We start from the raw sequence: 11,011 nt of genomic DNA, 5'->3' as shown, positions 1-11,011 counted from the left end.
AAACGTGGTCGGGAAGACAGGATTTGAACCTGCGACCCCCTGGTCCCAAACCAGGTGCTCTACCAAGCTGAGCCACTTCCCGAAATAAATGGCGTGCCCGGAGAGACTCGAACTCCCAACCTTCTGATTCGTAGTCAGACACTCTATCCGGTTGAGCTACGGGCACGAAATACCTTTGCACTTATATCAATGGTGCCGAGGACCGGAATCGAACCGGTACGGTAGTCGCCTACCGCAGGATTTTAAGTCCTGTGCGTCTGCCAGTTCCGCCACCCCGGCATAAAAAAAGAGCCTTTGCTCTTATATTATAGATGGAGCGGACAACGAGACTCGAACTCGCGACCCCAACCTTGGCAAGGTTGTGCTCTACCAACTGAGCTATGTCCGCATGAAAATGGTGAGCCATACTGGACTCGAACCAGTGACACCCTGATTAAAAGTCAGGTGCTCTACCAACTGAGCTAATGGCTCCAACAAACAACAAAGATGACCTGATATCGCAAACGCCACAGAATTTCGCGGTTATTTACGATAAAAATGGCTGGGGTACCTGGATTCGAACCAGGGAATGACGGAGTCAAAGTCCGTTGCCTTACCGCTTGGCGATACCCCAACTTCAATGGTGGAGGGGGACGGATTCGAACCGCCGAACCCAGAGGGAGCGGATTTACAGTCCGCCGCGTTTAGCCACTTCGCTACCCCTCCATATTCCCCATCTGATTATAATTGATAGCTTGTCCAACTATCTATGGTCAAAAAATGGTGGCTCGGGACGGAATCGAACCGCCGACACGAGGATTTTCAGTCCTCTGCTCTACCAACTGAGCTACCGAGCCAAATTACCATATATTAAAAAAAATAAAATGGCGGAGCCGACGGGACTCGAACCCGCGACCTCCGGAGTGACAGTCCGGCGTGAACTCCAACTTCACCACGGCTCCGCATCAAAAATGGTGCCGGCGAAAGGAATCGAACCCTCAACCCCCTGATTACAAGTCAGGTGCTCTGCCAGTTGAGCTACACCGGCGTATTATTTGCTTTCTTTTTCAAGGAATGGATAGATGGTGGAGGGTGACGGGATCGAACCGCCGACCCTCTGCTTGTAAGGCAGATGCTCTCCCAGCTGAGCTAACCCTCCAGATGGTGACCCGTAGGGGATTCGAACCCCTGAATGCCAGCGTGAAAGGCTGGTGAGTTAAGCCACTTCTCCAACGGGCCACAATGGCTCCGCAGGCCGGACTCGAACCAGCGACCGATCGGTTAACAGCCGATTGCTCTACCGACTGAGCTACTGCGGAATGAATAACAAATTATGAAACAATCCAACTGCTCCTTCATCCTTAAGAAGTATTAGCAGTGACGTTTTTTAATATATCATGTACAAACCAAGATAGCAAGTACTTTTTTAAAACGAATGAGTAATTTATAAATAAAAATTTGCAGATAAATTAAGTAACGCTCAATTTTACTACTGAACTACGTTTGGTATACCGGTTCGCATAGCTGGAAGCTACGTAAGAATCGGGTTTAATTTTTGCTTCAATTCCCATGGCCTGAATCCTTCCCACCATCTCTTTAATTAATTCTTTTGTCGATCCCTGTTTTCCTATATCTAAGTGAATCGACATGGTAAAATCCGCACCTTTTTCCACATATGGCAATAATACGTCCGAAATCTTGGCAATCATCTCCGGCGTTATATAATAAGCAATCTCTTGACTCAGCGAAGTCTCCAGTGATATTTTCTCCCGTAGGCTCTCAATACGCCTTGGTACGATACAGTCGCGCAGACAGCCCCAAGCTCCTTTTCCAATGCGGTGAATTAACACAGCGGACGTAAATTTTGTATATGTCTGATACGCGTGCGAGTCTGTACCGATAGCCATGGAATACCGTGCCAGCGGATCATATGCAATAAAATGCAGGATACGCTCAAAAACTTCGTCAAAACTAAAAAATCTTTCACTCATGTTATAAAACACACCTTGCTTATAAGCCCGTTTCGTTTCCATTGTATCCCTCCTATCTTCCGTTCCTTACATTTATTGTTGCTTTATTTCAAGAAAATAAAAAGACCATCTCACATGTATGAGATAGTCCTGTTATTACCTTATCGTCGCTTCAGCGTTTTTATACGTGTTTTTCACGGAAAGGAACGCGGTAAACATACGGCGGATACAGCACGGCATAAAGATGACCATTTCCTTACATTTCATATCTTCACCGAGCATGCCGCCATCCCCTTTCCTTTGTTTTTTAATTATATTTATTGTACCACTAATACGAAACAATTCCAGTGGAAAAAGTTATAAAATTTCGTAAATTTTATGCGAATTTTTTGTTTAACCTCTAAAACGTGGTTCCCGCTTTTCCACAAAGGCTGCTACACCTTCAGGAAAGTCGATCGGGTCAATGTACTGTGGATATCCGCGGTGTCCAAATGCTACTTCCGTGAACGGCACACAACGTGCTACCGCTTCTTTTGCTGCTTGAAGCGAATTCATAGAAGCACGAGCGATTTTCTGTGCTAATTCCAATACAAAGCTTTCTGCGTTCTCCTCCTCAACAAGATAATTTAACAAGCCAAGTCTGTACGCCTCCTCACCTGTAAATGAACGCCCTGTAAAAATCAAATCCTTCGTCCGGCTCGGCCCGATTAAATTAACTAGACGCTGGGAGAAACGCTGGCTAATCGTAATTCCCAATTTTCCAATTGGTATCCCCAACAACGCATTAGGCGTTCCCACACGTAAATCGCAGGAAAGCGCCAGCTCCAGACCTGCTCCCATCGCCGGGCCATTGATAAATGCAATTGTCGGAATACGTAAATACTCGAACGAAGAAATGGCATCTTCCATTAAAACAAATGCTTCATTCGCTTCCTCAATCGTCATTTTATGAAACGCTTTAATGTCGGAACCAACTGTAAACTGCGGTCCTTCCCCCCGCAAAATTGCCGTTTTGATTTTTTTGTTTTTTTCTATTTTCTTCCCAATATCTGCGAGCACCTTCCACATCTCGGGTGTCATAGCGTTCTTGGATTGCGGCCGTTTAATGGTTACGATCGCTAATCCTGCCGTCTCCTGCCAAACAATTTTTGCTCCATCTTCAAAGCGACTAATTTCTAACTTCAAATGATCACCTCATTATTTGCTTGTATTCAGCTGTGAATAACTTTTAAACAAGACACTTCCTTAAATATCTAAATTCATTATAATTCTTATTTATTCAAACTGTAAGACTAGACAAATGAATTGTCTATATGTAATTTATAAATAATGAAAATTTTTAGAAAAAATTGTAGGGAGGTTGCTATGGAAGTCTTCGAAAAGTTTCTATCGGAAGTAAGTACTATCGTATGGGGCCCGCCCTTGCTCATTCTGCTTGTAGGAACAGGAATTTATCTAACGTTCCGCCTATCATTCTTGCAATTTACCGAACTTCCTCACGCTTTAAAGCTCGCTTTCTCCAAAAATCAAGATCAAAAATCGGAGGGCGATATTTCTCATTTTCAGTCTCTAATGACCGCTTTATCGGCGACGATTGGTACGGGTAATATCGCCGGGGTCGCAACTGCTGTCGTAGCCGGGGGGCCGGGCGCCGTATTCTGGATGTGGATTACGGCCATTTTCGGCATGGCTACCAAGTATTCAGAAGCTATTCTTGCCGTTAAATACCGTATCAACGGCAAAAACGGCGAAATGTCTGGCGGTCCAATGTACTACATTGAACGTGGATTAGGCTGGAAATGGCTTGCTGTCTGCTTCGCGCTGCTTGGTTCGTTCGCCGCGTTCGGTATCGGAAGCTCCGTGCAATCCAACTCAGTTGCCGAATCCGTAAAAGCCAGCTTTGGCATCAGTCCTTGGATTACAGGTCCCGTCCTCACCGTTCTTACTGCGCTCGTCATTCTTGGCGGAATTAAAAGTATCGGACGTGCAGCAAGTATTATCGTCCCTTTTATGGCAATTGTCTATGTTCTTGGTGGACTTATTGTTATTCTTACTAACGTTGATAAATTACCAGGTGCAATTGGACTTATTTTTACCGATGCATTTACCGGCCAAGCCATGGCAGGAGGCGCTATCGGCACCGTCATTCGTTACGGTGTAGCGCGCGGCGTATTTTCCAACGAAGCAGGTATGGGCTCCGCACCAATCGCGGCAGCAGCGGCCAAAACTGACCATCCAGGGCGTCAGGCACTTGTCTCAATGACCGGAACGTTTCTTGACACCATTGTTGTATGTTCGATCACTGGTATTGCTCTGGTTATGAGCGGCCTGTATACAAATAAAGGTTTGGAAGGCGCCGCCTTAACCACGGAAGCATTCAATCAAATGCTGCCGGGGCCGGGCGGATGGATCGTTACTATCGGTCTGATCTTCTTTGCCTACTCTACTATTCTTGGATGGTCGTATTACGGAGAAAAATGTTTTGGGTATCTTTTCGGCACGAAAGCGATTTTCGGCTACCGGCTTATATATACGTTTACCGTTTTCCTTGGAGCGGTGGCCAAGCTTGGACTCGTATGGTCCATCGCCGATATTTTAAACGGTCTCATGGCTTTGCCAAACTTAATCGGCCTGCTCGCCCTGTCGGGTGTGGTTGTGGCTGAATCCCGACACTACAGTAAATACGTAAAACACACATCTCCTGATTCCATACCGAAACAAGCAGACGCTTAACCAGATGAAAAGAGAGGCTGTTAGGCCTCTCTTTTCATCCTGTTTCACACCGATTGTTCCTCGAGTTCAGCAATCATTTCCTTATTTAGAATTTACCTACCCACGTTCTTATCCCAAAATCCACACTAGCCTTACACAGTATCTCAAGTACCCATAGCATGGAACGGAACATTACAAAAAAGGCGCCTGTCAACTTCTGCCCTTATCCCTTCACTACAAGATCCAGCTTCCCGGTTTCCGGATGGATAACCAGGCCATGTACCGCACTATGTGGTGGAAATAGCGGATGTTTCTTAATATTATACACCGTCTGCTTAACACTCTCTGCTACACTATTAAAACCGGTCAGCCACTTATCCAATTCGATACCAGCATGCTGGAGCGTTTCTATTCTGTCCTCCGAGATACCGCTTTGCTTCATTTTTTCAAGCACAGAGCCGGGCTTCAAACTTGTCATTCCGCAATCATGATGACCAACGACAAACACTTCTTTCGCCTGTAGTTCATATACCGCTACCAAAATGCTTCTCATAATACTTCCAAAAGGATGCGTTACCATTGCACCTGCATTTTTAATAATCTTCGCATCACCATTTCGCAAGTTCATAGCGCGCGGCAAAAGCTCGATAAGTCGTGTATCCATACATGTCAAAATAACAATGCCTTTATCGGGATATTTTGTCGTTCGGAATTCTTCATATTTTTTATTTTCCACAAAATTACGATTATACTCCATAATTTCTGCTAATACAGACATTACGTTTCCCCCTACTCCACTCAAATAAGTGCTTTCATTTCATTATAACGTATACGATTTCATTCCACCATCGGACAAGTGTTTTTCCACTGTAGCGCATAGTGGTATAACAAAAAGCAAAAGGAACGGTTATGCCGAATATAAAAAGAAGAAATATCATATCGTCTGCGAGCCGGCTCATATACAACAAGCAGGCGGTGGCGCATTTTCCCGCGCAAATAAGCAAGAAATACCTGAGCTGCTTCGGATTCGCGCAATGTTACATACGCGTAAAGCGAATGGCTTACTGGATCATCCAATTCGCTAACACCCGCACATGAATATTCCGTCACAATTCCCATACTGTTAAGCAAAGAAAGCGCGGGAAACAATTCAACATCCACTTCGTCATTTAAAAAAGGAAGGGTCAGCTTTTCCTTTTTTATGCCCTTTTCTCTTTGTTCCCACTCTTCTACTTCACGTCTTCTTCGCCACCAGCGTTCTTTTGTATGGGACGAGAGCACTTGCTCTTGTTCGATGCACTTATCAGGCTCCTTCATCATTTGTCCCCCTTTTACTGTACACGTTCACGGTGAACTACATCGCCAATGAATTGGCGAGCTTCGGATTCCCAATGAATGTATGTTGATTCCATCGGTACATCAATCACCGGCGTGTCCAACGCCACTACTGCTGGATACGGTTCCCTGATCCGACACAGATACTTGCGTAAGATATTGTAAACCCCTACACAATCAGCGTTAAATACTTTACTTCAATGTATAGCCCACGATATTCACAGTTCTTTCCTTCTGTATACTTTTTAGAAACGCTCACGCTATAGAGAGTACCATTTTCTTTCGACCAGTTTCTTCGCTCGTAATTGCCGACTTTAATACGAACATACATTCCTGCCTTTTTTAAAATAAAATTATTAAGACACCATAGTTGTTAGTGAAAAGCAATAAAATAAAAAAGAGACCGCTTAGTGCTGGTAACACCAAGACGGTCATGCACAACAGACGTCCCACAAGGCGGCTCATACTGGAATGAATAGAAATAGGTTCCCCGCTATGACCAGTGTTGCAAATGCAATTATTAACAGCGATGCTTCAAAGCCCCGTACTCTATCTAGTTAGCTGCTAAAAAATCCACCACTGGAAAAGAAACTGCGCCTCTTATGTTTCCTTTTGTAATGAGAATGGCCGTAATGAGAGTGATCATAATGGGACGGATGATGGTGGGAACGGTGATAGTGATCACTACTACTGTAACGATGATAACCATACTTTTTCCGACCCATCAGCGTTTTTAATAAGTCTTTAAAAAGCGACATAATAATCGTATCTCCTTTGTTAGCAGATTACCTTCCTATACGAAAAAGTATATGTCAGGTTGCAATAAAAAAATTTCCAAACAAATAACAGGAATAGATCGCTCATTTCCAAAGGAGTCTACAAATAATATCTACCTCGCTCCCACGATCGAACCGATTACAAACTAAGCAAAAACATGCGTAGGCTTCTCTATGCTGTAAGCCTGCATTTGTCCCAACATTGTTTCTTTCGCTTTTTCTAATCAATTCCTGATGACGCGTCTCCGATCCTAGCATAACTACTGCCAGCACACCAATCGCAATAAAATAACGGCAAAAAACATGCAATGCTTGCTCAACAAGGAGCGGCGCTATAATTCCGCCAATACGTCTGAATGACGCGGCCATTCCCGGCAATTTCCCGCTTTCAAAAAAATTAAACAAACGTTTAAAAACCAACGGCCCTTGTCCACTCGTCAGCTACGAAGAAAATTTTTACCTTGGAAAGCAAAAATTCTGCATAAAATCTCGATATGATATTTATTTCAACAAAAAAGCGTGTAAACCTTGTACCTTCCGTACTTTGTCTACACGCTCAAGGGCCGTTATAGTAACGGCTCTTCCACTTTATAAAGTTTTCATTCCAGGCTTCCAGTTGGCCGGGCAAAGACCGCCTGCTTGTAATGCTTGAAGTACGCGCAGCGTCTCGTCTACAGAACGCCCTACATTGTCGTCCGTAACTACTTGGTATTTCAATTCGCCTTCCGGATCGATGATAAACAATCCGCGCTGAGCAACTCCCTGTTCTTCAACCAGAACCCCATAATCATGGGAGACTTTATGAGTCAGGTCGGCTGCGAGCGGGAAATTAAGCTTGCCAAGACCGTTTTGCTCCCTTGGCGTGTTAATCCATGCACGGTGCGTATATACGGAGTCTGTCGATACACCAAGAATATCTGCATCAAGTTCGGCAAACTGCTCATATGCATCGCTGAGTGCGGTAATTTCTGTCGGACATACAAACGTGAAATCCATCGGGTAAAAGAACAGAACCAACCACTTGCCGCGATAGTCTTCTAAAGATACCTTTCCAAAATCTTCACCGTTTCCTAAAACTGTTTCCATTGTAAAAGTTGGAGCTTTCTTACCTACAAGACGATCTGCCATTATTAATACCTCCATTTAAGTTTTCATTTCTTATATGAAATAATTATAAATAGAAATATAAAACAAGTCAATAATGTTTTCTAATAAAAATTATATTCAATTTATATAGGGTTTTATCTGAACAAATAAAAAACCACAGCTCAATGCATTCTGTATTCCTTATTTATACTCTGTTCTATCCTTATCACTTCCCGCACATACCACAGCAACAGATCCAATCCAGCAGGAATAGGCAACGTGCGCAGAAAAAGTGATTAATACAAAAAGAAAGACCTTGAAGAAAATATCATTCCCTCAAGGCCTGCGATGGAACTACAAAATCCAGTTTTAAGCAATTGTATTTCTCAAAACCCGTAACTTCTCAATTTCAACTTCAACGACATCACCTGACTTCAAAAAACGGGGAGGTTCAAATCCCATACCAACACCTTCAGGTGTTCCAGTTGCGATCATATCACCAGGTTTTATTGTTATACCCTTAGGAAATGCCGACGGGAATCCTCTGCCTCGAAAGATATAGGGGAGTGTTTTTGGACAAAAATACCCCCCCTCGAAAATCCAAGAGATTTATGACTGATTCCCGCATCATTACTTCATTTGTTTTATCATGCTATTGTTAGTTTCTACATGTTTACTTTTAGGATAAGCCTTTCTTTCTCCGTTCACTTCAATTTGAATTATTTTCCCGTTATAAGACTGGTAAGAATACTCAGTTTCTGGTTCGTCAACAAACGTAACTTTAACTAAGACTCCCATGTCCCCTCCTTTTGTATGTACGCTTTCTACTTTTTTTATATCACTCTCTTTGTAGTTTTTATCTTTCACTAAATACTCCATTGTTTTTTGTTGTATTTCTTGAAGGGAATGGTCGTATTGAAATTTTAAAAATAATCCTCCTCCGATAAGAATTAATAATACAAAAACAATTACAATAAATTTACTTTTCATTTTTCCTCCTAATGAAGATTTTTCAAATAAAGGAAATAATAATACATATATTACACAAGAAAGAGTATTATATCTCCCGGATTTTCCGGGAGATTTCAAGTTAGAAAAGGAATTATAAATAGGCAACACGCAGCTGATAGTAAAAAGAAGATTGTTGTTGCTTTAGGGAGGCGATTTTTATTCCCTTTATACCAGCCTAAAAACTGTAATTTATTTCTATACAGAATAAAAATAATAAGCAGGTTTGCAATACTGGTTAATACTAGGTAAAGATTACTTTCTACATTTACACCAAGTGCGACATATACACTTCTTTCTAAAATCCATAGTATGGCGTTTCCAATAACCAAAACTAAAACAACACGTATTAGCTCTAATAAAGTCCACATATTTCTCCTTTTAGTATACATTGATTTCTATAATTTTGATTATATTACAAAAATAATATAAAAATGAAATATTATGAATAATAGCACACAACTGGCAGTGAAAATGATAACGATTTTTTCCGTACCAGCGAGGCTGCTCAAGAGCAAGTTTGTTCTTTAAACAACAGAAAAGAATGTTCTTGGGACGGCAGGTCTTCCTGTTACATACGTGGTCTCAGGAATATTAGGACAATCTAAAAACGTTAACACATGTTGTAAAACAGGGTCTTTGATTGCGAACATTGCATGATTATTTTCTGCTTCTGAAGCAAAAGCAGCAGAGAAAATCGGTTTCCTTGCGCTGCAAGACTTACAGGAACGTTGGTCTACCCGCAAGCTAAAGGGATTCGCCTCGGCTTATATGGCATTGCAAGACAAATTTAAACAAAAATATGGAGAGTAGAATCAACTCCCTATTTACATTGTAAAAAATAGGAGAGAATTTTTAATAAAATTCCCTCTATATAATGGTAATGCATGTAAATTTGTGACCTCTTTTTCTTGAAAGATTAACAAGCGATCGGTTATAGGAGTACGAGTTTCAAAATTCATTTACACAACTCGGTTATAGTATAATTTCATAATTAATCCACTTTTGGTTAGTATTCATACCGCCCATCTTATCATAAAGAGATTGTGCTACATAATTATCAACTGCTGTCTTCCAGGACATGGTGCTAAAGTTATTTTCCCTTGTATAACTTAAGCAAAATTTAAAAAGTTCTTCTCCAAATTCTTGTTTCCTGTAGTCGCTATCAATATACAAGTCGTTAAGTATAGCTATTTTAGCAACCTTAGTCGTGCTAAATGTATAATACAAAGTCGCAAAGCCAGCAGATTTATTGTCCACCTGGATCATAAATTGTTTTCCCATCTGGGGATTTTCAAAAAGATATAATACGTGATTTGTTAAATTTTCATCTGTGGGTTAGGGACACTTATAAAAATCCACTATGTACTTTAACATTAATTTTTTTAATTCTGGCAACATTTCTTCGGTTACTTCTTTGATTTTAAAGGTTGGTACATTCATTCTATCTTCCCCCTGTTACCGTTTATTTTAGATTTTACCCTTATTCAAATATCTCTTTTTACTATATACATTCCAATTGACAGTTTAACAGCCAATACGACGTAGTACTCGTTCTGGACAAGATTGTGCATTTTTCAAATTTATATCTTGTGTGTTTTCCTGTGCAAATACACAAATAGGTGAAAGTAACATTGTCCCAGCCGTAATTTTAGAAATACTCCCCTTTTTATAAATTTATATACAAAATATGATGATATAACATCACGAATTTTCTCTTTTGTATAAAGAGTTAAAAATAAAATATTAAAACTATTTTATTCGTTTACTTAAAACATGTGTAATTATGTTAAAGCCGATGATAAAATCCCCAATATAGCCGGAATAAAATTCCCCAACCTACAATAAGAACCATAGACATCTGAGAGGAGCTATGGTTCATGATTACGAGAGGGGAATTTTTTATGATCAAGGAGTTATACCGGAAAGGAATGTCTATCTCTGACATTGCCCGGCAGTTGGGGATTGATCGAAAAACAGTTCGTAAGTATCTTGGGGAAAACTCCCCGCCTTTGAAAAAGAAACGAACGAGCCGAGGAAGTAAACTAGACCGCTATAAAGACTACTTGCATAAACGCATGATAGAAGATGGTGTGTTTAACAGCGAGAAACTGTATGGAGAAATCCAGAGCCTTGGTTATACAG

General features: G+C 41.2%; 14 protein-coding genes, 13 tRNA genes and 1 pseudogene. 3 read left to right on the top strand and 25 right to left on the bottom strand.

The genetic code is table 11. The annotated features are described in order from the left end of the window. Positions 1 to 5: 5 nt before the first annotated feature. The 16 genes from BLR88_RS17895 to BLR88_RS17825 all read right to left on the bottom strand — a co-directional run bounded on the left by BLR88_RS17895 (position 6) and on the right by BLR88_RS17825 (position 3,134). Positions 6 to 82: transfer RNA gene (locus BLR88_RS17895), tRNA-Pro, on the bottom strand. A gap of 7 nt (positions 83 to 89) precedes the next feature. Continuing rightward, positions 90 to 166, bottom strand: a tRNA-Arg gene (locus BLR88_RS17890). Between the two features lie 24 nt (positions 167 to 190). Beyond that, a tRNA-Leu gene (locus BLR88_RS17885) sits at positions 191 to 279 on the bottom strand. Between the two features lie 33 nt (positions 280 to 312). Beyond that, a tRNA-Gly gene (locus BLR88_RS17880) sits at positions 313 to 388 on the bottom strand. Positions 389 to 395: 7 nt separating this feature from the next. Beyond that, a tRNA-Lys gene (locus BLR88_RS17875) sits at positions 396 to 471 on the bottom strand. A gap of 67 nt (positions 472 to 538) precedes the next feature. Further along, positions 539 to 613: transfer RNA gene (locus BLR88_RS17870), tRNA-Gln, on the bottom strand. A 7-nt stretch (positions 614 to 620) separates the two neighbouring features. After that, positions 621 to 705: transfer RNA gene (locus BLR88_RS17865), tRNA-Tyr, on the bottom strand. A gap of 55 nt (positions 706 to 760) precedes the next feature. Next, positions 761 to 836: transfer RNA gene (locus BLR88_RS17860), tRNA-Phe, on the bottom strand. A gap of 28 nt (positions 837 to 864) precedes the next feature. After that, a tRNA-Asp gene (locus BLR88_RS17855) sits at positions 865 to 941 on the bottom strand. Between the two features lie 10 nt (positions 942 to 951). Next, positions 952 to 1,027: transfer RNA gene (locus tag BLR88_RS17850), tRNA-Thr, on the bottom strand. Between the two features lie 35 nt (positions 1,028 to 1,062). Next, positions 1,063 to 1,138 (bottom strand) — tRNA-Val (locus tag BLR88_RS17845). A 3-nt stretch (positions 1,139 to 1,141) separates the two neighbouring features. Then, positions 1,142 to 1,218 (bottom strand) — tRNA-Glu (locus BLR88_RS17840). A gap of 4 nt (positions 1,219 to 1,222) precedes the next feature. Next, positions 1,223 to 1,298: transfer RNA gene (locus BLR88_RS17835), tRNA-Asn, on the bottom strand. Positions 1,299 to 1,448: 150 nt separating this feature from the next. Further along, a complete protein-coding gene (locus BLR88_RS17830) occupies positions 1,449 to 2,012 on the bottom strand; it encodes a ribonuclease H-like YkuK family protein (RefSeq protein ID WP_091261469.1) in 564 nt (187 codons plus the stop codon). Between the two features lie 93 nt (positions 2,013 to 2,105). Then, positions 2,106 to 2,231 carry a hypothetical protein gene (locus tag BLR88_RS20445; RefSeq protein ID WP_257721580.1) on the bottom strand — a complete coding sequence of 42 codons (126 nt, stop codon included), beginning with the start codon at positions 2,229 to 2,231 and terminating at the stop codon, positions 2,106 to 2,108. A gap of 111 nt (positions 2,232 to 2,342) precedes the next feature. Continuing rightward, entirely contained in the window at positions 2,343 to 3,134 is a 792-nt protein-coding gene (locus BLR88_RS17825; protein ID WP_057900094.1) for an enoyl-CoA hydratase/isomerase family protein, read from the bottom strand. A 180-nt stretch (positions 3,135 to 3,314) separates the two neighbouring features. On the opposite strand from BLR88_RS17825, the gene BLR88_RS17820 reads away from it, so the two are divergent. Next, positions 3,315 to 4,682, top strand: coding sequence for an alanine/glycine:cation symporter family protein (locus BLR88_RS17820; protein ID WP_057900095.1), 1,368 nt, complete (start codon positions 3,315 to 3,317; stop codon positions 4,680 to 4,682). Between the two features lie 202 nt (positions 4,683 to 4,884). Here BLR88_RS17820 and BLR88_RS17815 read toward each other — a convergent pair whose 3' ends face one another. The 8 genes from BLR88_RS17815 to BLR88_RS17775 all read right to left on the bottom strand — a co-directional run bounded on the left by BLR88_RS17815 (position 4,885) and on the right by BLR88_RS17775 (position 9,237). Continuing rightward, positions 4,885 to 5,439, bottom strand: a complete 555-nt coding sequence (locus BLR88_RS17815; protein WP_057900096.1) for a beta-class carbonic anhydrase — start codon at positions 5,437 to 5,439, stop codon at positions 4,885 to 4,887. A 59-nt stretch (positions 5,440 to 5,498) separates the two neighbouring features. Beyond that, a complete protein-coding gene (locus BLR88_RS17810) occupies positions 5,499 to 5,978 on the bottom strand; it encodes a hypothetical protein (protein ID WP_057900097.1) in 480 nt (159 codons plus the stop codon). Positions 5,979 to 6,553: 575 nt separating this feature from the next. Continuing rightward, a complete protein-coding gene (locus BLR88_RS17800; RefSeq protein ID WP_082706125.1) occupies positions 6,554 to 6,754 on the bottom strand; it encodes a hypothetical protein in 201 nt (66 codons plus the stop codon). A gap of 102 nt (positions 6,755 to 6,856) precedes the next feature. Beyond that, the gene (locus tag BLR88_RS20625) at positions 6,857 to 7,177 is read right to left on the bottom strand and encodes a hypothetical protein (RefSeq protein ID WP_139185026.1); all 321 of its coding nucleotides are present in this window, start codon (positions 7,175 to 7,177) and stop codon (positions 6,857 to 6,859) included. 183 nt (positions 7,178 to 7,360) lie between these two features. After that, positions 7,361 to 7,900 (bottom strand): peroxiredoxin, encoded by a 540-nt coding sequence (locus BLR88_RS17790; RefSeq protein WP_057900098.1) that lies wholly within the window; start codon positions 7,898 to 7,900, stop codon positions 7,361 to 7,363. A gap of 327 nt (positions 7,901 to 8,227) precedes the next feature. Beyond that, positions 8,228 to 8,368, bottom strand: coding sequence for a fumarylacetoacetate hydrolase family protein (locus BLR88_RS17785; protein ID WP_409338414.1), 141 nt, complete (start codon positions 8,366 to 8,368; stop codon positions 8,228 to 8,230). A gap of 120 nt (positions 8,369 to 8,488) precedes the next feature. Next, a complete protein-coding gene (locus BLR88_RS17780) occupies positions 8,489 to 8,848 on the bottom strand; it encodes a DUF3139 domain-containing protein (RefSeq protein ID WP_057900099.1) in 360 nt (119 codons plus the stop codon). A gap of 95 nt (positions 8,849 to 8,943) precedes the next feature. Beyond that, positions 8,944 to 9,237 (bottom strand): hypothetical protein, encoded by a 294-nt coding sequence (locus tag BLR88_RS17775; protein WP_057900100.1) that lies wholly within the window; start codon positions 9,235 to 9,237, stop codon positions 8,944 to 8,946. Positions 9,238 to 9,547: 310 nt separating this feature from the next. Between BLR88_RS17775 and BLR88_RS20710 the strand changes: the two are divergent. Then, a pseudogene (locus BLR88_RS20710) lies at positions 9,548 to 9,679 on the top strand (IS256 family transposase); the annotation flags it as partial. Positions 9,680 to 9,841: 162 nt separating this feature from the next. Here the strand turns inward: BLR88_RS20710 and BLR88_RS17770 are convergent. Then, on the bottom strand, positions 9,842 to 10,150 hold the full coding sequence (locus BLR88_RS17770) for a GNAT family N-acetyltransferase (protein ID WP_322787685.1): 309 nt from the start codon (positions 10,148 to 10,150) through the stop codon (positions 9,842 to 9,844). 596 nt (positions 10,151 to 10,746) lie between these two features. On the opposite strand from BLR88_RS17770, the gene BLR88_RS17765 reads away from it, so the two are divergent. Then, positions 10,747 to 11,011: helix-turn-helix domain-containing protein (locus BLR88_RS17765; protein ID WP_139185025.1), on the top strand; the 265-nt coding region annotated here is incomplete at its 3' end.

It is taken from the genome of Aneurinibacillus thermoaerophilus, from assembly GCF_900099925.1.
GTDB classification, from domain to species: domain Bacteria; phylum Bacillota; class Bacilli; order Aneurinibacillales; family Aneurinibacillaceae; genus Aneurinibacillus; species Aneurinibacillus thermoaerophilus.
This window is presented reverse-complemented; position numbering and strand designations above follow the sequence as displayed.